We start from the raw sequence: 21,960 nt of genomic DNA on the forward strand, positions 1-21,960 counted from the left end.
AGGTAAAACAAATGAATAAATTACTTGTTGCTCTAGGTCTTGCTGCTACCGTTGCACTTGTGGGTTGTAATAAAGACAAAGCACCTGAAACGGGTGCATCGACTGGTGAGCATTTAGAAAATGCTGCTGAGCAAGCGGGTCATGATGTTGCAAATGCAACTGAAAATGCGGCTAATGCAACTGCAACTGCTGTAGACAATGCTGCAAGCGCTACTGAAAATGCTGCTCATGATGCTGCAAATGCAACTGCTCATGCTGCGGATGCAACTGTAGATGCAGCAAAAGATGCGACTGCTGCAACTGCTGGCGCAGTTGAAAAAGGTGCTGCAGATGTTAAAGAAGCTGCCAAAAACTAAGATAATGAGTCACTAAAGAAACTCCTTCGGGAGTTTTTTTATGGATAATTTTTGACGAAGTGTTTTATTTTAACCAGCGTTCTATTATATTGATAATAATATTTTTTTTATTAAATAGATAAATATGTCTTCACATTTTTCTCACCACGAGCAACATTTTATTCATCGCGCAGGTTGGCTTCGTGCAGCAGTACTTGGGGCAAATGATGGCATTATTTCAGTAACAAGTTTAGTGGTTGGCATGGCAGCCAGTGGCGCATCTAGTCACACATTGTTGGTCACATGTATCGCAGGTCTAATATCGGGCGCAACTTCAATGGCTGCTGGCGAATACATTTCTGTTAAATCTCAAACAGATATTGAAGAAGCAGATCTCAAAATCGAGGCACGAGAATTAAAAAATAATCCACATTTAGAACTTAAAGAATTAACTCAAATCTATATTCATCGTGGCTTAGACCCTGATTTAGCGCATCAAGTTGCTGTTCAATTAACTGAAAAAGATGCTTTAGAGGCACATGCACGTGATGAAATTGGTATCAATGAAATGACTGCCGCAAAACCATTACAAGCAGCAGGCTCATCTGCGCTTTCCTTTACTTTAGGGGCATTATTTCCCACATTATCAATTTTAATCAGTCCAGAAGCCTATTTAGAACACGTAGTTTTAGTGGTGGGTATTTTATCACTGGCTACTTTAGGTGCATTGTCCAGCTATTTTGCTGGAACGTCTATGCTTAAAGGAAGTTTACGTGTTGTGATTTGGGGAATCATCGCCATGGCATTTGCAATGTGGATTGGTTCTTTATTTGAAGTGAATCCAATGTAAAAGCCTCGCTTAATCATAGCAGAAAAGAATCCCCTTAAGACTTCAACGTATTCAGATGCTTAAGTGATGATTTTTTCATTCATATAACGCCAATATCGTTTTGGCACATATTGGATATGTAGTTTCATATTTTGCCGTGCTTGAATATTGACACTTTTGAAATAATCCTTCCAGAGTTGATCATATAATACTTCTTTCTCATCAAGTTCAATATTAAAGTTTTGGCTACGCCCAGTCACTAAGTTTTGATCGACTTCTTTGGCATTCATTTGAATTTGATGTACATTTTTTAAGTCATAATAAATTCCATATTTGCGCTTTTCATCATAAATCAGCCAACGTTGATCTTGATAACGTGCTTTAAAATGCTTCAAAATTAAAGGTAAAACATCAAAATCTGGCTTAATCAAACTCAAAAACAATCCATCTTTAGATTTTTTAAAACGTACAAAAGCCTCCATACGATGCTTTTCTCGTCCGACTTGCTTCGTCCATTGCGATAAAGCTAAAACAGCGGTATGACCATAGTTTTGATCTACATTTTTCTGGGATAAAAAAACATACACGCTAAACTCAAAAAGCTGCTGAAAAGCTTGAGCTTGCTCAGATAAAAATGTGTAATAAAAATTTCTAATCGCATTGGCTGAGATTCTTTGTTGTAAGCCTTGCCAAACACGCAGTGCTTGGGTTTCATCAGATGCAACATGAATATTTTCACCAAATAGCCCCTGTTGCGAATCTGCTTCATGATGAATTTCAACTTCAAATTCTCTGAATTGAAATGCCCGAAATACACAACACAATAATCCTGTCATGCTGCCATCAAAAATATAGCTAGCCATCTAAAAACCAAAACCTAACTGTGGTGAAAGTTGTTTCTGATATTTTGATTGACCCGATTGCAAAATTTGCTGACGAATCTGACTTGGCAATTGCTCTTTTAAAAACTTAGGCGTATCTGCACAGCGTATAAAATGCTGCGCTCGGTTATATGCCACACCTAAACGTTTTAATTGATCAATATGGATTTTTCCAAAACGTCGGGCTTGCACAATTTTCTTAGCAGAACGCACGCCAATTCCAGGTACACGCAAAATCATACGATACTCTGCATTATTAATATCTACAGGAAATTGTTGGGGATTTCTTAAAGCCCACGCCAGTTTTGGATCAACCTCTAAGTCTAAATTTGGATGCTGCTCGTCCACAATTTCTGTCGCATCAAAACCATAAAAGCGCATCAGCCAATCAGATTGATATAAACGATTTTCACGTAATAAAGGCGGTGCTGAGCCAATCGCTGGCAACATTTTTTCTTCATGATTAATCGGAATATAACCTGAAAAATAAACACGCTTTAATTTAAACTCTTGATAATGGTGAGCCGCCATTAAAATAATATCTTGATCGGTTTCATGATGTGCACCAATGACCATTTGTGTGGTCTGCCCTGCAGGAACAAATTTAGGTACAGATTTAATTATTTTTCGTTCATCTTTGAATTGAATCAAACGATCTCGCACAATTCCCAAATCTTTTTGAACTTCTTGGTGCGATTTTTCGGGTGCAAATTGTTTTAACCCTGCTTCGGTAGGCATTTCTAAATTAATACTCATACGATCAACATATAAACCTGCCTCATGAATGATTTCTGGAGATGCACCAGGTATAGTTTTAAGATGAATATAACCATTAAAATTTTCTTCAAGTCTAAGTTTCTTAACGACTTGCAGCATTCGCTCCATGGTAAAATCAGCAGATTTAAAAATACCCGAACTTAGAAACAACCCTTCAATATAATTTCTACGATAAAAATTTATGGTCAAATCAACAACTTCTTGCACCGTAAATGCTGCACGTTGAACATCATTTGAACGTCTAGAAACGCAATAAGAGCAGTCATAAATGCAAACATTTGAAAATAAAATTTTTAACAAAGATACACAGCGTCCATCTTCGGTATAGCTGTGACAAATGCCAGAGCCCGTATTTCCCAAGCCTTTTTCTTTATTTTTACGATTACTGCCACTGGACGAACATGACACATCATATTTGGCAGCATCAGCTAAAATTTTTAACTTTTCACTGATACGATCAGACATAACTTTGATCACCTGTTATCGAGATGTCTAAATTATAAAATTTTAATCACAACATATTTTTTCAATGATCTTTTAAACGACAAACCGTGTCGTATTAATTATTACTATCTCGAATGATATTTCCTGATTAAATAATGATTATTATTTGCCATTTTTTATATAGATCAGCTAAGTTAATAACATCATTGAGGGAGTTTAGCGATGAATATATTACAACGATTAGAGATTCGGCATCCGATTTTTCTGGCACCAATGGCGGGAGTTTCAACACCTGAACTCGCAGCAGAAGTGTCAAATCAAGGTGGACTTGGATCATTGGGTTTAGGCGCAAGTTCAGTTGCGGCTGCACGTGAGCAAATTTTGAAAACACAGGCTTTGACTGAGCATGCTTTCCAAGTTAACTTTTTTTGTCATCAACCAGAACCTTTAGATGAAAATGCAAATCAAATTTGGCTTGAACATTTACAACCTGAATTTGCAAAGTTTAACTCTAAAGTTCCTACAGATTTAAAATGTATTTATCCAAGTTTTTTAGACAATGATGATTTTTTAAATTTAGTCTTAGAAACTCAACCGAAAGCTGTCAGCTTTCATTTTGGTATTCCTCATCAATACCAAATTCAGAAACTAAAGGATGCTGGCATCATTACGATGGTTTCTGCAACCAATCTTGCTGAAGCCAAAGCAATTGAAGAGGCAGGTATTGATATCATTATTGCTCAAGGTGTTGAGGCTGGCGGACATCGTGGAATTTTCAATCCAAACTTAGATGGTGCAATTAAAACTTTTGATTTAATTCAACTGATTAAAAAATATTGTCAAATCCCTGTAGTGGCAGCAGGTGGTATTATGAATGGTCAGCAAGCAAAACAAGCCTTGAACTTGGGTGCTGAAGCTGTGCAGCTCGGGACAGCATTTGTACAATGCAAAAGCTCCAATGCCAATGCTGCATATCGTAAAGCTTTATTTGATCATCCTATTACTCAAATCACTGCCAGTATTTCTGGTCGTCCTGCACGTGGTTTGATCAATCAATGGGCGTGTTTTGTTGATTTGCCTGATCGTCCAAATGTTGCGCCCTATCCTTATGCTTATGATTTGGCAAAACAATTAAATACTTTAGCTGTTCAACAGGGTGAGAGCGGTTATGGAGCTTTTTGGGCGGGTTCAAATGTTGCGCTAATTCGTGAATTAGAAGCTCAGGATTTGATGAATCAATTAATTTTAGAAATGAATCAATCTTAATGCTAAAAAATCAGGTTTAACTTTAAGCCTGATTTTTCTCTGCCAACATATATACTAAATCAAGCTCAGGACATGCATAACCTAAAACAGTCATTGCAGCCGTGACCTGCCCTCGATGATGCGTCCCGTGATTAAACACATGCAATAATGTTGCTGCATAAGGCAATGTCAAGGTTTGACCCGAAGCGCGTTGATAGGTTAAATTTCCATTCAACATAGACTCTGGAATTGTTGCTACAAAATCAATCCAGTTTTGGGATTTCTGCTCTAACTCATTTAACAGTACATATTTTTCCGTATGAATAGTGTGATCTAAAGCTATTCGAGGTGAAACCTCCTCTTTAAAGCGTGGATACCAAAGATAATGCTCTCCAAGCAATAAATGATTTAAAGTACCTGAAATAGTTTTAAAGAATAGTCCTACATCTTGGTGAAAATCATCATCTGGCATTTTTTTTAAATGTTTAACCAAACCTTGAGTTGCCCAAAGATTATATTGAGCAAGAAGTTGAAATGTCGCTTTATTCATTGCTTAAAAATCACCCATCTATTCAAGTTAGCTTGATCAAAGCATCTAAGTCGTTAATCTTATTTATACATCAAGTAAATTCACTTTCTCTACTTGTACATCACTCATAATTTTTCCTTGTGCAAGTAAATCATTAAAATAGCTTTCGACCACTTTGGCTTGATCCGCAGTATTTTCAACTTTATACATATTCTGGCGAAACTCATTACTTGAACGTAAACCTTTGGTATACCAAGCAATATGCTTACGTGCAATGCGACAACCCGAATACTCACCATAAAACTGATACAACTCAGATAAATGCCCAAGTAATACGTCTTTCACTTCTTGAATATCGGGTGCTGCTAAATGCTCACCTGTTTTTAAATAATGATCAATTTCACGGAAAATCCATGGACGACCTTGTGCTGCACGCCCGATCATCACTGCATCTGCCCCTGTATAGTCCAACACATATTTGGCTTTTTCTGGACTATCAATGTCACCATTGGCAATGACAGGGATATTCAACATGCGTTTAACATCTTTAATTAAGCTGTAACGTGCTGTATTTAAATACATATCTTCACGGGTACGTCCATGTAAAGCAAGTGCAGCAATGCCAGCTTCTTCTGCTCGCTTGGCAACACGCATAATATTTTCATGTCCATTTAAAAACCCCAACCGAGTTTTTAAGGTCACAGGCACATCCACTGCAGTTACAACAGCATCCAAAATTCGAGCGACTAAATCTTCATCTTTGAGTAAAGCGGAGCCTGCTAATTTATTACAGACTTTTTTGGCTGGACACCCCATATTGATATCGACAATTTGGGCACCATTAGACACTTGATAGCGGGCTGCTTCAGCTAATTGTTCAGGTTCTGAACCTGCAATTTGCGCTGAAATCGGTGCGAGTTCACCATCAAAATTGGCACGATACAAACTTTTTTTGGTCATACGCAAAGTTTGATCAGAGGTCATCATTTCACTGACCGCATGACCTGCACCAAAGTACTTGCACAGAGTTCTAAAAGGGCGATCTGTGACACCTGCCATCGGGGCGACAAAAATAGGGGAATGCTTTGATTTATCAAACAATTCTGCAATTACGTTGTTTTTACTCAATTTTCACTTTCCCATATTCTCAAAGGTTTTACATCATTTTCAATCATTCTTAACTATTCTTTACGCCTTATTTGCGCCATAATCACCCTTGTGGCGTAAATCCAACTTTATGGCGTAAATATGGGAACAATTGCAGAACGAACTACAGCAGATGGTAAAACTCGATACAGAGCTCAAATACGAATAACTCGTAAAGGCTTACCACCATTTATTAAAACAAGAACTTTTGCAAAAGAGTCATTAGCCAAAGAATGGATTAAGCGACTTGAAGCAGAGATTCTTGTTAATCCTGCTATTCTAAATCCAGAAGCTAAGGTTGTGTCAAAAACTTTAGAACAATTCATCACTCAATATTTAGATGAAATTAGTGATGAATTTGCTGATACCAAAACTGCAGCACTAAAAAATATATGTAATTATGATATTGCCCATAAAGATGCTTATACCCTTTCACGTCAAGATTTCTCATCATTTGCCATTGAGCGACGAAAAGGCAATCCAATTGAAATGATAGATGGAGTTGCCCCAGCAACTGCATTAAAAGATTTATCCCATATTTCATCGGTTCTAAACCATGCTGAACTTGTATGGGGTGAAGATGTTGCACATGCAAAAAATGAATTATCACATTCGCTGATCGGTCTAAAAAAAGCTCGTATTGTTACTAAATCAAAGGAACGTGATCGTTTAATCACATCAGAAGAACTTCATATTCTGACCAATCACTTTTATAAAGGCTGGAAACGAGTTCGCAATGCCATTCCTATGCACCTGGTCATGTGGCTTGCGATCTATACAGGTCGTCGTGAAGGTGAACTATGTGAAATGCGTTTAGCTGATTTTGACAAAAAAAATAGTCAATGGAAGATCAGAGACGTTAAAAATCCAGATGGATCCAAAGGAAATCATAAGTTTGCCCATTTAGAGCCTAATGCCCTCCTCATTATTGAAGAATTACTTGAACCTTCTACTCGAAAAAGAATGCTGGAGCTGGGTTATAGTGATGAGCTTTTATTACCTGTCAATGTACAGACGGTCAGTGATTATTTTCGTAGAGCATGTCGTTTAAATGGTATTGAAGATTTAAGGTTCCATGATTTACGCCATGAAGCTGCAACACGCTATGCAGAGGATGGTTTTACGATACCTCAGCTTCAGACTATCACGCTACATTCATCATGGAACAGTCTTAAACGTTATGTGAATTTAAGGAAGCGTGGCGAACGCCTGGATTACCAAGCAGCTATTCAATTTGCCCGACAACAATATGACGATAATTATTCTAAATTTGCTTTAAAACAAAGGTATGTATCAGCTGCTGATATTGCGGATGCAGAGGAAGCTTATTCTCAAGTTCAAACACCTGACGTTATAAATACTGAATTTTCTTTTATCAAAGAACAATTGGAAAGATTTATGAAATCATTCCGCCCGACTAAAAGTGTTAAAGATATGTATAAAGAAAAATCCAATATACAGAACATATTTGCATGGAATGATGTGCAACAGTCTTTTGTAGTCCCATACATACAAAATGCTTGGGAAAATTGGTTTAATGACAATGGAAATATTGATTGGAAACAGCTTCCAGATGATACAACTCACTTTAGCATCAAAGGGTTAGACGTATTAAAAATTGAAAATGAACATGTGTATAAATGGGAAAAAGAAATAGAAAAATGGTTCGATATTACTAAATATTTTGATGCCGATATTTCAAACCTTATCAAGAAATAAACCCTCAATTGAGGGTTTTATTTAGTTCTGGCCAACTTTCATTTAATCGCCTGACATCAATTGCGTGTCCATCTGCAATTTCTGCCATTTTTGTATATTCTGTTGTGCAACTTTCGAGTAATTCTGAGTTGGCAATGGTGTAGTTAATGATGGTTTGCTTGGGAGCACTGGACAAACGTTTGTTGGCTTCACTGAGTTGCTTTGACAACCCACTAGCAGCCAAGTCAGCACTACGAGCGGCAGCATTCGCATCTTGTATTTTTTTAATCGCATTTTGTTCTACCTCTATAATTTTAGCTGACCATGTTTGCATAATGGCGGCTTTTTCCTTTTGAGCCTGATCAATTGCATCTTGATAAGGCTTAATAGCATCAGCTACTGCTTTAGTTTTAACTTTTTCAGCATTTGCCAATTTTCCAGCAAGAGAATTGGCATAAAAAACATATCCAAAGATAAATATCATCAAGCCTAAAATAATGTATTTGTAAAATTTACCTAACACAGCATCAATCATTTAAACCACCCTTTAATCATAGAAAGTTTATTTTTACGATCATCAAAGCCATTTAAACCGCCATTAATACGACGAGTAATCGTGGTTACATCATCATAATCTGCAAATACATTTAAGTTATTTTCAGACCAGTATTTGCAAGCTACAAGCATTCCAACACTTGGCAGCGCAACAATTGTAGGGTTATTTTCAAAATCAATTCCAAGTTCTTGACCATACTTACGATAATTAGCTCGACCAGTTAACTGGATTGGTCCTCGACCTTTATAACGTACACCGTCGCCTTTGTTTACATTACCTAAGTCTTTTCGACCTTCATAAGCTGTACCTGAAGCAATTTCTTCCATATAGCGAAAATTTCCGCTTTCATGAGCAAGTTGAGCAAAGAAATGACAAAAGCGTAACTGCGTCTTGATTGAATATGTCTCTAAGTGCACATTTGCTGCTAATGCTAATTCAGTAGCTCGTGCAGGATTAGCACCAAGTTTTTGAAATACAGCTGTTAAAGTATTACGCCCAAGAATTCCATCAGCTTTCACGCCAACGGCTTTTTGAAGTTGTGTAATATCAAGAGTATTCATCAATTTTTCCCACCTTTACCATTACTAAGTATTGAAATAAAGGCAGCTTTGACCTCACTAATAACCTCGGATAAAGGCTTACCCTGCATCAGTGCAATGGACTGATAAAGAATGCCAATCCCTAATAATCCAAAAACTGCAAACATAAGCATCACAAAGCCTTGAGCCATGTGAGAATATTTTGATAATTCGTAATATTCAATAAATGCCGAACCGCCATAAAGGCTGACTGAAACGCTGAATAGAAACTTGCCTATAACACCCAAAGAAACTTGAATTTTTCCGTTTTTATCAATGTCACCACTTAATACCAGGGCAAGAATAGCCCCCACTACGGCAGGCACAACTTTGATGATCCATGGAATTGTGTTTTCTTGCATAACTTGCCCCGAAATAAAACTCTACTTTATTTCGTAGAGTTTTATTTAAAGGTGGTTATTTAGCGAACCTTACAGGGGGTTGATACTGCTCTAAAATTAATCTATCGTAATTTCATATAATTATTATCTTTGAGATGCGCATGAGTGTATTAAAAATTACAACATTTATTTTACTGTGTATTCCAGTAAATCTATATGCAGGGGTTTACAAATGGGTTGATGCAAAAGGTAATGTTACCTATTCAAGTAAACCACCACCAACGGGTGCAAAACAACAGAAGATTGAAACGATCCGCTCGCTTGGATCAGCTCCTGCTCCTCAACGAGCATATTCACAGAGCAATCGAAATTCTGCGCAACAATCCTATCAGTCGCAAAATTATAGTCGCCAAACATATAGTCCACCTCGACAACCAACACGCTCTGCTGAACAAGAGGCTGAAAGACAAGCGTTATTAAGGTCAGCAAGCACTCCATATAGTGGAGCAAGAGGTTTAACAGCCAGTCAACGCAATACACTATCAACTTTAAATGGTGGTGATAATTCTAGCGGTGGCTATTCAAATAGTTCTCAACGCCAACCATCGACAGTATCAAATTGTGATAGTTCAGGTTGCTGGGGATCAGATGGTACTCGTTATAATCGTGGTGCTGGTGATACTTACTTTCCTTCTACTGGTGGCTCATGCCAAAATGTCGGCGGACAAATGCAGTGTAATTAAACAATTAAAGCCGACATCAAGTCGGCTTTTTTTAATTCAATTGATTAATTAATTCTAACATTCTGCTTTTCGATGGATCGTCATCAGGTAGCTTTTCAGCTAGTTTAAGTACAAGAAGATTAGAGATTTCTAATTGTTTTTTAATCATATCATTTTTTTCTTCAACAGCCTGCATGTATTCAGAAACTAATGTTGAAGGAATATTGTTTTCAAAGCTCTTTTCTAAACGAGCAACAATTTCTTGATTCATAGAACGATTATTTGCTTTTGCTGTATTTACAATTTTCTCTCTAAATTCAGGTGATACTCGAACTTTGAGCGTCACAACACTGTTTTGATCTTCACTCATGAAAAATTAACCCAAATAAAACGAATATTACCCCCAAAATGGGTCTTGACCAATAACCCCAAAATGGGTACTATAAATCAACACCCCATAATGGGGACTAGGAGAAGATAGTGGAGAATGAATTTGTTTATGTGAAAGCTCGCTTAGAAGAAGAACTTCACAAAGAACTTAAGGTTATTGCTAATTCAGAAAAACGCTCAATGGTATTTCTATTGAATGAGGCAGTTAAATTATTAATTGAAAATAGAAAGAGTGCGAAAGCATGAAATCAACAGGCACAAAAAAACCTTGTTCAACTACCACATCGCACAAGGTTCAGTTGCCATCACTAAGGATGAATACCTATGAACAATATAACTCAATTCACCCAAGACAAGCAAGTTCAAGTCAGTGAGCAACAATTACGGAGTTTGCTTGAATTTGTGCGTATCGCAAATAATCGTTTTGATGAAATTTCAGCATTAACAACTGTAATTGCTGAAAAGTCAGAACTATCCCCAACAATCAAAACTTTGGCACATTTAGCTTCATCAATAGCAAATAACTTTCAAGATATTTGTGTTGAAGAATTTGATAACTTCAAAGAACGCTCACCAGATTTGGTAAAGTTTTTTGCAGAGGAGTTGGCAGCATGAATGCAATTGTTCCTGTACAAATTCAAATGATGACAAGTTTGGAAATTGCTGAGCTTGTTGAAAAACGCCATGACAATGTTAAGCGTACAATCAAAAATTTAGTAGATCAACGAGTTATAACGCTTCCTCAATTTGAGGAAACGTCTTTTCTAAATTCAATTGGTCGAAAACAAAACACTATTGTTTATAAGTTCACAGGTGAACAAGGTAAGCGTGACAGTATTATTGTAGTTGCTCAATTATGCCCTGAATTTACAGCTCGCTTGGTAGATCGTTGGCAAGAACTTGAGGCTCAGGTTGCTCAACCAGTATTTGATATTTCAAATCCTTATCACCTACTACAAGCAATTGAAACTCAGGCAAAACAAAATATCGAGCTAACCCAAAAAGTTGAAAAACTTGAGCCCAAAGCGCAAGCACTCGATACCATTGCTGAAACAGTACATACCTACTGTATCCGTGAATGTGCCAAAACAATTGGAATAAAAGAAAAGGATCTCATTAATCTTTTACTTCAAAAAAAATGGTGTTATCGAGATGCTGAAAAGAAATTACAACCACATGCACAGTATGTGTTGAATGGTGTTTTTACCAATAAAGCATCACCAGTAATCAAAAATCAAAATGATGGTCAAGAGCGTGTATTTTTACACATGCGAGTGACAGCATTTGGCTTGACTAGGATTACAGGTTTAGTAAATAAGGAAAAACTCAAATAAAATCCAATAAAGAAGCCACCGCAAGGTGGCTTTTCCCTTTAACGATTAAACGCAAACCCACCTTGCTCCTCAGCACCTTTCTGCCGTTTAGTAAGGTATACACCTCCATCACCAGTTTCTTTTGCTTTACGCTCAGTAGCTTTATAGCTTTGCATAAGGTTCATGCGACTAATTCGCATCTTTGGATTTTTCTCGGCAGTTTTTGCATTAAATTCCAAAATTTCAGTCCATACTTTATTCATGCCATCACTGTCATCTTCTTGTCGAGCCACCACCCACTTGCGCATCAACTCACGTCGATGATCTTCCAGCTTAGTTCTATATTGGAAAATCGCAGACCGCCCCTCGTATGAGGTTCTTACCGATGCCGGTGAAAAACCAATGGCTTGAGAAAATAACTCAACCCCTGTGACATCCTTATCATGAATCACATCCTTATTTTTGGTTAACACCCCCTCATCAGCATAACGGTAAGACTTCATCGCATTTTTAAGAAAAATCGGCAGCATAGTCTCTATACCACGACCGTAATCACCTTCTTGAATTTGTTGCAAGCCTTTTACTGTACTTGTGCTAATACCTACGACTGGTCCAAGTAATGCAGATTGCATTGCAGTTGCCCAATCTGCACCTTCAAGTCCTTCCTGTACGTCAGGAATAATTAAGTTGTTTAGACCGACTCGACCTGATAAATCCACTGGGCTGAATACGCGAGGTACACCACCAAATACCAAATCAGCAAACTTAGGATGAATATCTGCCAACCAGTTTCGGATTACAATTTCCAACTCATAAGGGTCTTCCTCGTCGCCATCCGCAGCACCAAAGAACGCCACAGCCCAAGCCGCAAAAAATGCAGCAGAACCGAGTTTACTTTTCTTTGCGATTAAAATAGAGGCAGTGAAAAGCATTCCTGTAATTGGTAATCCAATTGCACCAGCTGCCAAAGTCGTCATACCCAAAATACCAGCCAAAGCACGACGAGCCTCTTTTTGTTCCTTAGGATCGAGCGCATAAATTGACTGATGGGCATTGCGTACCAAGGTATAAATCATATTCTGAGCATATTGTTTAAATAGTAATACCACTTTTGCAATATTACCTTGCATAAAACGTGCTCGGTTTCCTGTTGAATAATCAAAATGACCTTTATATACAGCATCGATTGCTTGTTCAAAAGCTTCACTGTGTGTTGCCTTTGAACCATTAGTATTAACATGCTGACGTGCTAGACGATAGGCTGCAATGAAAGTTACTTCACGGTTAAACCGTTCTGCATGATGAAACATGCCACTTGCCAAACGCATAGCTGGTCGGAAATACCACATCACCTTACTATCTTCACCTTGAGCAATACCTGCTAAATCATGAGCCTGCGTAACATCAATCACACCACGCTTTACAGCTTCTTCATACGCAACTAGTTCATCACCTTTTAATATTGATGCAATATCTGGGTTATAGATATCACCAACACTATTTTTAAAGCCCTCTAAGCTTGAAAAGTCTGGCGTTTTATATCCACTTTTTAAACCAATTCCAAAGTCTTGTGATGCTTTTAATAATTCCTTTCCAGCTTTATCAAAACCCCATTTCGCACCCATGATTGGATAAGCAATCAAAGCTGTCTGAGATAAATTGACCATGGCAGCAGCGGGAGATAATCCCATGTAATACATGAAACCGACACTTGTAAGAAAACTTGATAATGGATTCCCTTTAGGATTCATTAAAAGTTCATGTCTTTTTTCCATTTCATCAATAACATCATTAGCAGAATTCTGGTCATAGCCAACACCTTTTTTAAATTGATCTTCAGAATACTTTTTCATTTCATCAAGTTGTTGAGCCAATTGATCGCCATAACGCAACTTCCCTAAATAATTTGCACCACTAAACATATGTTGTGCAAATGCCCGACGTGCATCATTGCTAAAGCCTGCTGTACCCTTACGGTGAATCCCATGTTTTGCCCAGGATAAATCAGGCATAGATGATAGATATAATTGACTTAGAGTGTCTTCAAAATCAGCTTGTGATTTTGCATCCAAACCCAAATTTCCCACCTCATCAAAAAGATCAGACATGAATCCACGACCAACGCTGTCACGACTTGCATTGAACTCCGCATCTTTTTTTACGTCATCAGCCTTATATTGTGGATATTTTTTTATTAACTCTGCACGAACCGATTCAGCTTCATTTTTAGTTTCAGCACGACTAACAACCTCAGCCTCACCATTTTGGTTACGCAGTACCACCACGTATTTACCAAAACGAGCTAAAGGAAAATAAACACCTTTAATTTGACCAAAAGAACCCTCTATTTTCTGCAATAAATCTGCTTTTTTCTGGCTGCTTAAAGCTGATCGCAAAATGCGTTCTCTAATCGCTTCACGAACTTTGGCATAATGCCCACTATAGGCATTTCGAGCCTTTTTATACATTGCCTGTGCTTCAGGGGATAAATTATTATACGCATGGAGTAATTGTTGATATTTAACTTTATTATCGCCCTGTTGGTATGGTTTAGCAGGGTCAATTTGAGCTAAAGTTGCATCATGCATTACATTTGCTAAAGCTTCTTCATCCTTTAATTTAGACCACTCACGTACAATATTATCCGCTTCAGCAGCAATATCATTCTTATCAGCATCCATCTGAGCTGCAAGTTCATTATATTTATTTAGTGGTGGTAATAATTTTCCATAAATCTCAGTTAAATGTCGGCGACTTAAAGCTTGTAAGCCGAATTTCAACCAATCGACACCTTTTTTATTAATCCAGTCACCTGTTTTGGGCAAATTTTTAAACCCATTAGCGATACGATTGGTAATATCATCATAGTTAGAACTACGGCTAAATCTAATATCTGAACTTTCACTATTAAATGTGCCTTTATTCCCCTCAGCCATTTTTACTTGATTAGGCTCTAACGCAACAATATATTCTTGATTTTCAAACTGATGAACAATTCCCTGATATTTCCCAGAAGTTGTCGCTTCTACAACTTCCTCACGTGAAACATTACCTGTAGTTTTGAACGCATTCCGAATGTTTACAAATAATGGAAGTACAAAGCCATTTTCCCCACGGATATTGGCGTATACATCTGCTGTATCAAAACTATCAGTTAAGTAAATGCCATCCCCTAATAAGCCATGACCCTGCTTAAATTCATTAAACTCGGTGGCAGTACCATGATAAACAACCTTAGGCTCCCCATTTTCATCTAATACCTGTGAAGCATTTGCAGCATCATTTTCCCAATCACCAAACCATTTTTTAAACTCAGGTGTACGGACTTGTAACCATTGCTGTTCTGAAAGATGGGTGGCTGCACCGTTTGGTGCTTTCATCCATTGATTTGTACCATGATATTTTTGACGAACTAGATCCAATGATGATTGATGTTTAATTTGCCCAATCATGCGCTCTGACAATGCGAGCATATCGTCAGGATTTAAATTAAGATTGATACCAAAATGATCAAATACCCATGCTTTTACATACGAAATAATATTGTTAATCAATTTTTGTAATGCATTCCGTTGGAGCACATTTCTTTGTTGCATCGTTGCCGAAAGCGTTAATAAATATGGTAAATATTCAAGCTGCTGACGTTCAGAGCCTTGTTCACGTTCTGCAAGCATCTTTGCAGCTAAAGCAACAGGATTACCCTGCTCAACTAATTTATTAAATTGATTCATCAATTCATTATATTGTTTCTGGTTCATCATATTTTGAAAACCAGCATGACCACCCAACTCATGTAAGAATGTTGGCACTGTGCTTTCAGCAGTCAGATTCGATGCAACGAGTACCGCTTTACCCTTGTAATAGAAGCCCTCAACACCTTCAACCTGATAATCCTGAATAATCTCAAGCTTACCTTGTCGTTCAAGCTCATCAATGGTCTCTTTACCAAAACGATCAATCAACACGTCTCGTACTTGTTGAGTTGTAGAACCTGAATTGCTCTTAGTGCGACGGCTATAAAGTGGAGTATTAGAATTGTTCTTAGATGAAAATTCTTGATTTTTATATTTACCAAAATAGCTTCGATCAACTACAGCCTTACGAGCTTCTGACAAAAACATCATCAAATCGGCATCATTGTAACGTGAAAGGAATTTATCAAAGCCACGATCGCGGAACCACTGACGAATATATCCAATAACTTCTTTTAGCTTTTGACGTACAAAAGGACGTGACTTAGCATTTTGAGCGATAAAGGCAAATAACTCACTTACAGTTGCTTGTTGAGCATCAAGAGGATCGTAAAGCCCTTCATCCACGCCTTTTTTAAATGGTTTTAGGTAGGCATTTTCAAATTGATCCATGTCAACGCCATTTTCTTTGGCAATTTTTCGAACACCGTCAACCCCACCTAGGGCATTAAAAAGTTGCTGAAATTTGACTTTATACTCTTTCCCAAATAATTGCTGAACACCAAAATGCCCAACCACTTCGTGTAATAAAACTTCCTCATATGCTTCATAAGTAGTTTGTTGTGTATTATGATTTCCTTGGACATCGCCAGCATTAATATAAAGTGTACCCTTATGCCAAACAGCACTTACCTCATAACGTTGAGTATTACCATCTTTGTCTTGGTAATAGTTGTCTTGCTGTATCGCTTCTGGCAAAGCCTCAAACGATTCAACGACAATAAACGGAAATTTGGGTTGTACTACCCTGTTGACTACACTTTTCGCCCCACTTGGCGTGCTCCCTTTCGTGATCCGAAGGAGTATATCCGTTACAAGCCGATCTACGACATTTTTAGGAAGAGGCGAGAATAAAGTTGATAATGGTGATGCACCTTTACGCTCGTTGTCAGGTTTTAATTTGTCACGGCTATAGTCATCTATTTTTTTATTTCTTTGCTTTAATTCCCCATTCTTACGTGCCTTAATATAGGTTTCCAAATCCACACGATTTTTTAAAAACCGATCCAACGCACCGGCTGCAACCGCCTTACGTGTACTACGTTTCCCGTTCACCACCTCATTTTCGCTTTGCTTTTGTGCCTTGGCAATTTCTTTATTTAGATGTTTCAGTGATTGCTGTAATTGCTCATCTGAAGCCAATCCATATACACTGTTGTGCATATCAGCTAAGTCTTTTTGTCGGATTTTTTCGGCACGTATATTTTCAATACTGTCTTTAAAATTTTTAGGTTGAGTAACTGGGTCAGATTCTATTAGCTTCGTATTCTTAGGAAGTTTTTCACTACTATTTTTAGTGAGAATATTGACAGCTTTTTGCTTGGCATCTCTTAAAGATTCAGTACGAGCTAGAAAATCCCCTTGCTCATATCCAGAACGATCTTTAAAAACGTAGAAAGTTTTTTTCCCTAAAGACGACTCATCTGTAATCATCATGTCATTATCTGCTATCCAAGTCTTTTTACGAGTTGGATGCTTTGTCCATCGAGTGGATTCTGACATATTATTTTGTGCGCTTTCCTCAATACTAATCGTACTAGGCTTTTTACCTACCCATTCTCCTGTAGTTGGGTGTTTCATGCCTACAATTTCTACTGAACCATCGGCTTTCTGCACAGCGTTATAATTAGGATTATTTAATGCATTGGTCTTTTTATTTTTATCACGCAAATCAATTGTGAAATCATCGCCCAAAATTTCAATATCAGACATTACACTTTCGGCTGTATCACCATATTGTTTTTGAATTTGCTCAGAACCAAATGGTGTTGTAGTAATTTCAGTTTGCTGAGATTTAAGCTGATCAATCTGTTTTTTAAGTTTTGCTTTTTGTGGAACAGATTTGGCATCTAAAAACTGTTGTTCGAGTTGTGTAAGTTGATCTACAACATTGTTAGTTTGGGTTATGTCAATATTATTTTGAGCATCCAAAATAGTATTTTTAGGCATAGAAATATTATTTTCAGAAGCTGAAGCAGTAATTTCTGTGGTATTTAGATTGTTGATGTTTTGAATCTTACGACTATCATCGACTGATACAGTATCACTGTTTATTTTGGTGGGTAAGTTAGATGCGTTTTTTGAGGTTGGTTGAACATTTTCTGCATTAAATTCTGGTGAGCTTTCTGTTGTTGTTGAGTCAACTCTTGCTGAATTTGGTAATTGCGAAGTGCTATTTTCAGCTCCATTTGTGGATTGAATATCACTGGAATTTACTCCCTGTGGTGTTTCATGGTTTTGCTGAAGTGCATTAATTTCTTTACGAATTCTTGCCTTTTCAGGAACAGTTTTAGCTTCATCGAATCGTTGTTGTAAAGTTGCAAGCTGTTGCGATACTTCAATTTGCTTAGGTTGAGCCTCCGTAATAGATGTTTCAGGCTGATTTAAATCAGTCTTACCTTGCCCATGCCATTGATTGGTTGCTGGATTTTTTACACCAATAATCGAAGCAGAGCCGTCATCATTTAAACGGACATTATAATTCTGATCCTCAAGTGCTTTAGCTATCGAATCTTCTTTAAATAATTGAACTTCACCATCTTTTTCAAGGCGTTGAATTGTGTTCTCAAGCGCACCCTCTTTTGCACCTTTGGCAATTTCGCTCATGCCATGTTGTATATCTTGTGCAGTTGGGTCTGTATATTCATTTTGTGCTGTAGGTTGAGCCTCTAAATTATCTTCAATAGCTGCATCTGTAAGCATGCTATTTGTACTTTCTGTAGATTGCTCGGTTGGCGTTGTGATGATTTGAGAAGCACCACTATCCACTGACAAAGCTGCTGCTGTAGATAAAGGACCATTGTTTGGATCAATTCCCATTTGCTGAGAAGGGGGTTGATCTATAGATGCATATGTATTAGGACGATCAAAATAATTGCCATTAGGCGTAGGCGGTGTATCAGGACCTGTTGGGTTGTCATTATTATCCATTGCCCCTGATAAATCATTTCTATTGTCAAAATTTAAACGGTTCTCAGCATCAGTCGATTGTTGATCATAGGTATATCGAGCCTGTGCCTGTTGTGGATCAACCTGATCAGCACGTGGAATATACTCACCTTGCAATCCGTTATAGCCAAGCTCAGGCGTAACACTACCCACTGATTCAGTGTTATTTGGTTCGATCTGATCTTGCTGTGGTGATATGTTGCTACGTGGATTGTTCATCCAATCCATAGTTTTACCAACACCACTGACTGTCCCACCCATCGCCATACCTGCAAGGGTTCCCATAACAGCAGCATCTTCAATGCTGTCATTCCATGGTTTATCTAGGGCAAGGTTTTGTATGATCTGTTCTGATACTGACTGTGGTAATTCTTCTAAAAAACCTTCAGAAAATGCACCTTTAATTATAGATAAAGGAATATCTTTTGCTTTAACTTGTGAAGTAGCTTCACCTATCTGTTCACGAGTGAGACGACCTGTTTGGAGTGCAGTATCTACATCTGCAACTTTAAATACCTTATTAGCAACCCATCCGCCAAAGGCACCTAAAGAACCTCCAATCACACCTGTACCAAATGCTGCTGCTTCTTGTCCATTATTAAGTAATTGATCATCTGATTGCTGCCGTATCCCTTCAGCCTGAGCACCTGCCATTACAGCACCTTCGCCTACTGATGCCGCAACTATAGGGTTAGCAATTTTGGATGCACGCCCAATTCCCATGCCTAATGCCATGTCAGGTAGTGATCCGACAACAGCGTTCGTAATTTGTGATGGGTTTTCTAAAACATATTTAGTTTTATTCCAAATACCATCTATATTTTGTCGAGTCTTTTCTTGCTCTTTTGAAATGTCTGATTTTTTATCTTCCCAATACTTTTGTCCCTCACCTGTTTTGTAAACATCAGATTTATCAATATCTCGCCCCAAACGTCCTTCTGTATAAATATCACCAATACCAATTAAAGTATCGGGAATGCGTGCAATACCAGCTGCCAAAGACGCTCCTGTATCTTTAATAAGATCAGTTTTGCTTTTCTTGGTTTCTTTTGCTGAACTTGGATCGAAATTAAAACCTTCGGACTTAGCAACTAAAGGGGTATCAACTGGTTTAGCTGTTGTAGGGTCAAAAGAGGGCTTTGACTTGTTTTTATCTTGAGTATCAGACATGACACACTCCTAATGATATGTATCAATAATGATTTTTATATAAAGAATGGTCTAACCTTAGAGGGGGATAGGTTAATAAAAAAGCCACCTCATGGTGGCTTAACAAATATTTAAAGCTTATTTAACTGGTTGAAATTGCCCATTACGAAATACAGCTTGGTTGCCATTTGCATCTGTATAAATTTGACCGTCTTTATAATTATTTTCAATTTGCTGACTATTGCTTTTACCTTGTGGTGTATCAATGAACTGCTGTGTTTGGGTGTCAAACAGCCTTTGTGGCTGAGTAAGTGTCCCTTCCGCCTTATCATCCCACTGCTGACCACCACCCACAGTCATATAACGATCTTTACCTGTATCAGCTTTATTACCCGTATATCGATTAATTTTTTCTTGAATGGATTTACGATCTTCATCCGATTTTGCAGAATCATATTGTTCATACAATTTCTCTAATCGTGCTGAGTTACGAATGCCAAAACCTTTTTCAGTGGCATTAAGATTAAATTCTCGATTAGCTAAATCATTGGTAGCTTGGAATTTTTGCGCATCAAAGCCTAAATTTGCATTAAATCGGTTATTTGTACCTTGCTCACCTAGTTCTGTACGATAGTTCTGTCCAGCTTGCCCCATGGCTTCACGCTGTATAGTGGTAGCATTATTTGCATCTGTAGCATAACGCTGATTTGCAAGATTGGAATCATTATCAATCAGCGATTGACGGATTCGCATTTGCCCTGTTGTCAATCCTCTTGCCCCAGGTATCACAGTACTTGCGTCTCTAAAAAGTGCGCGTCTTTCTGCTTCATCTTCTTCGCTACGTTGTGGAGAACTTGGTAGTCTCGATATTCCACCATAACCTTGCATACCCAAATTCATTTCACGTTGAGCAATTGCATTTTGAATCTGTTGTTCAGTCGGTCCCATTTCTTGAGTATTCTTCATGAAATTCGCTACGCCCTTAGGATCATTTGCAGGACGTACTCTGAATCCTAATCCCTCACCCTCTTGAACCCCATTCGCCCGAGCTTGAGCTGCTGCACCAGGATTAGTATAGCTAAAGCTGTTACCTTTTTGCTGAATAGCATAAGGATCTTGTTGTTGAGTATTTTGCGTTGCCGTTGGCACAGTATTTGTTTCTTTTACAAACGGATTAGGGATGGTGCCATTTTCATTATTTTTTTTTGCATTCCACTCATCAAAACGTTTCTGCTGCGCATTATTTACATTCTCAGCATTGATACGTTGTTTATCAGCAAAATTACGACCTAAAATACCAAAAGATGCTGAATTTCCGACATCAGATAATACACCTAATGCACGAGTTCCAACGTCTTTACCAAGACGTACTAAGTCTGAATCATTAGAGTTATAATCGCCAAAACCGAAACGCTCTCTATAGTCTTCAGTGGGAGTTTGCATTCCAGTATAAGCACCTCCAAGCATTGCACCAACTCCATGCGTTTTCGCTAATCCTCCAGCAATATTCTTAGCACTACTTGCAAGCATTTGCCCTGTTGTTGGTGTGTTAAATTGAGGAAATCTTACATTCGGACTAGTCGATGGTGTGCTAGTTGTTGATGGTGTAGTCGAAGTCGTTGGAAGTTGACGATTTACTGGTGTGACATCACGCATTTGTGGACCACCAATTCTATTTTGTTGTGCACGACGAATATCATCTGCACTTGGATAAACACTTGGTACCAAGCCACCATTCGCAAAAAATAATTCAGGTTTATTTTGACCGGGTTTAAAACCCAATTGAGGTTGATCAACAGGTACATGCGTTTGATTTTTCATGGCATCAAGTGTTTGCACACCCACCGAATGAACTTGGTCAGGCGAGAGTTGGAACTCACCGTTACTGAGATTAACCGGCGTGGGACTCCCCATATTTTTTAAATTATTGGTACCAATCTGCTGAGTAGAATCAGCAGGCATAATATAACTACCTGCTGGAACATTTTTTTTAATATCATCAGAAGTGCCAGTACCTGCACCTTGAATCAGTCCACTTTCATCTTTTTGGCGTTTTTTTAAACCGTACATGACATTTTTCCAATATAAATATCATGTATGGTCAATC

18 protein-coding genes are annotated in these 21,960 nt (G+C 37.9%); 8 read left to right on the forward strand and 10 right to left on the reverse strand.

The features are described from left to right. The first annotated feature begins 11 nt into the window (after positions 1–11). Positions 12–356 carry a hypothetical protein gene (locus DJ533_RS12420; RefSeq protein WP_065992623.1) on the forward strand — a complete coding sequence of 115 codons (345 nt, stop codon included), beginning with the start codon at positions 12–14 and terminating at the stop codon, positions 354–356. Between the two features lie 124 nt (positions 357–480). Next, positions 481–1,185, forward strand: coding sequence for a VIT1/CCC1 transporter family protein (locus DJ533_RS12425; protein ID WP_065992622.1), 705 nt, complete (start codon positions 481–483; stop codon positions 1,183–1,185). Between the two features lie 59 nt (positions 1,186–1,244). Here DJ533_RS12425 and DJ533_RS12430 read toward each other — a convergent pair whose 3' ends face one another. Both DJ533_RS12430 and DJ533_RS12435 read right to left on the reverse strand, forming a co-directional pair. Then, on the reverse strand, positions 1,245–2,027 hold the full coding sequence (locus tag DJ533_RS12430; protein ID WP_065992621.1) for a TIGR03915 family putative DNA repair protein: 783 nt from the start codon (positions 2,025–2,027) through the stop codon (positions 1,245–1,247). Continuing rightward, positions 2,028–3,287, reverse strand: coding sequence for a putative DNA modification/repair radical SAM protein (locus DJ533_RS12435; protein ID WP_065992620.1), 1,260 nt, complete (start codon positions 3,285–3,287; stop codon positions 2,028–2,030). It abuts the gene before it with no gap. 201 nt (positions 3,288–3,488) lie between these two features. On the opposite strand from DJ533_RS12435, the gene DJ533_RS12440 reads away from it, so the two are divergent. After that, a complete protein-coding gene (locus DJ533_RS12440; RefSeq protein WP_065992618.1) occupies positions 3,489–4,532 on the forward strand; it encodes an NAD(P)H-dependent flavin oxidoreductase in 1,044 nt (347 codons plus the stop codon). 22 nt (positions 4,533–4,554) lie between these two features. On the opposite strand, the gene DJ533_RS12445 is transcribed toward DJ533_RS12440, so the two are convergent. Together DJ533_RS12445 and dusB are read right to left on the reverse strand one after the other, a co-directional pair. After that, positions 4,555–5,061, reverse strand: a complete 507-nt coding sequence (locus DJ533_RS12445) for a DinB family protein (protein ID WP_065992616.1) — start codon at positions 5,059–5,061, stop codon at positions 4,555–4,557. A gap of 63 nt (positions 5,062–5,124) precedes the next feature. Further along, complete coding sequence (gene dusB / locus DJ533_RS12450; RefSeq protein ID WP_267285741.1) at positions 5,125–6,099, reverse strand: tRNA dihydrouridine synthase DusB; 975 nt, start codon at positions 6,097–6,099, stop codon at positions 5,125–5,127. Positions 6,100–6,288: 189 nt separating this feature from the next. Here dusB and DJ533_RS12455 point away from each other — a divergent pair, with 189 nt between their 5' ends. Further along, positions 6,289–7,905, forward strand: a complete 1,617-nt coding sequence (locus DJ533_RS12455) for a tyrosine-type recombinase/integrase (RefSeq protein WP_065992612.1) — start codon at positions 6,289–6,291, stop codon at positions 7,903–7,905. A gap of 4 nt (positions 7,906–7,909) precedes the next feature. Here the strand turns inward: DJ533_RS12455 and DJ533_RS12460 are convergent, their stop codons facing one another. The 3 genes from DJ533_RS12460 to DJ533_RS12470 are packed head-to-tail and all read right to left on the reverse strand — an operon-like array spanning position 7,910 to position 9,380. Beyond that, positions 7,910–8,419 (reverse strand): hypothetical protein, encoded by a 510-nt coding sequence (locus DJ533_RS12460; protein WP_065992610.1) that lies wholly within the window; start codon positions 8,417–8,419, stop codon positions 7,910–7,912. Beyond that, a complete protein-coding gene (locus DJ533_RS12465; protein WP_065992608.1) occupies positions 8,416–9,000 on the reverse strand; it encodes a glycoside hydrolase family 19 protein in 585 nt (194 codons plus the stop codon). Before DJ533_RS12465 ends, DJ533_RS12460 begins: the two co-directional genes overlap by 4 nt. After that, the gene (locus tag DJ533_RS12470) at positions 9,000–9,380 is read right to left on the reverse strand and encodes an SLAC1 family transporter (protein WP_042890510.1); all 381 of its coding nucleotides are present in this window, start codon (positions 9,378–9,380) and stop codon (positions 9,000–9,002) included. The genes DJ533_RS12465 and DJ533_RS12470 overlap by 1 nt, the downstream gene beginning before the upstream one ends. Positions 9,381–9,520: 140 nt before the next feature. Between DJ533_RS12470 and DJ533_RS12475 the strand changes: the two genes are divergently transcribed. Then, positions 9,521–10,102, forward strand: coding sequence for a DUF4124 domain-containing protein (locus tag DJ533_RS12475; RefSeq protein WP_065992607.1), 582 nt, complete (start codon positions 9,521–9,523; stop codon positions 10,100–10,102). A 31-nt stretch (positions 10,103–10,133) separates the two neighbouring features. On the opposite strand, the gene DJ533_RS12480 is transcribed toward DJ533_RS12475, so the two are convergent. Beyond that, positions 10,134–10,451, reverse strand: coding sequence for an Arc family DNA-binding protein (locus DJ533_RS12480; protein WP_065992606.1), 318 nt, complete (start codon positions 10,449–10,451; stop codon positions 10,134–10,136). A gap of 110 nt (positions 10,452–10,561) precedes the next feature. Between DJ533_RS12480 and DJ533_RS18700 the strand changes: the two genes are divergently transcribed. The 3 genes from DJ533_RS18700 to DJ533_RS12490 all read left to right on the forward strand — a co-directional run bounded on the left by DJ533_RS18700 (position 10,562) and on the right by DJ533_RS12490 (position 11,805). Beyond that, on the forward strand, positions 10,562–10,717 hold the full coding sequence (locus DJ533_RS18700; RefSeq protein ID WP_165382487.1) for a hypothetical protein: 156 nt from the start codon (positions 10,562–10,564) through the stop codon (positions 10,715–10,717). Between the two features lie 78 nt (positions 10,718–10,795). Next, on the forward strand, positions 10,796–11,086 hold the full coding sequence (locus DJ533_RS12485; protein ID WP_065992604.1) for a hypothetical protein: 291 nt from the start codon (positions 10,796–10,798) through the stop codon (positions 11,084–11,086). Continuing rightward, the gene (locus DJ533_RS12490; RefSeq protein WP_065992602.1) at positions 11,083–11,805 is read left to right on the forward strand and encodes a phage antirepressor KilAC domain-containing protein; all 723 of its coding nucleotides are present in this window, start codon (positions 11,083–11,085) and stop codon (positions 11,803–11,805) included. The genes DJ533_RS12485 and DJ533_RS12490 overlap by 4 nt, the downstream gene beginning before the upstream one ends. A 38-nt stretch (positions 11,806–11,843) precedes the next feature. Here DJ533_RS12490 and DJ533_RS18805 read toward each other — a convergent pair whose 3' ends face one another. Together DJ533_RS18805 and DJ533_RS12500 are read right to left on the reverse strand one after the other, a co-directional pair. Further along, positions 11,844–19,874 carry a PLxRFG domain-containing protein gene (locus DJ533_RS18805; RefSeq protein ID WP_065992600.1) on the reverse strand — a complete coding sequence of 2,677 codons (8,031 nt, stop codon included), beginning with the start codon at positions 19,872–19,874 and terminating at the stop codon, positions 11,844–11,846. 117 nt (positions 19,875–19,991) lie between these two features. After that, complete coding sequence (locus DJ533_RS12500; protein ID WP_065992599.1) at positions 19,992–21,923, reverse strand: hypothetical protein; 1,932 nt, start codon at positions 21,921–21,923, stop codon at positions 19,992–19,994. Between the last annotated feature and the right edge of the window lie 37 nt (positions 21,924–21,960).

The organism is Acinetobacter defluvii, from assembly GCF_001704615.3.
Taxonomy (GTDB): domain Bacteria; phylum Pseudomonadota; class Gammaproteobacteria; order Pseudomonadales; family Moraxellaceae; genus Acinetobacter; species Acinetobacter defluvii.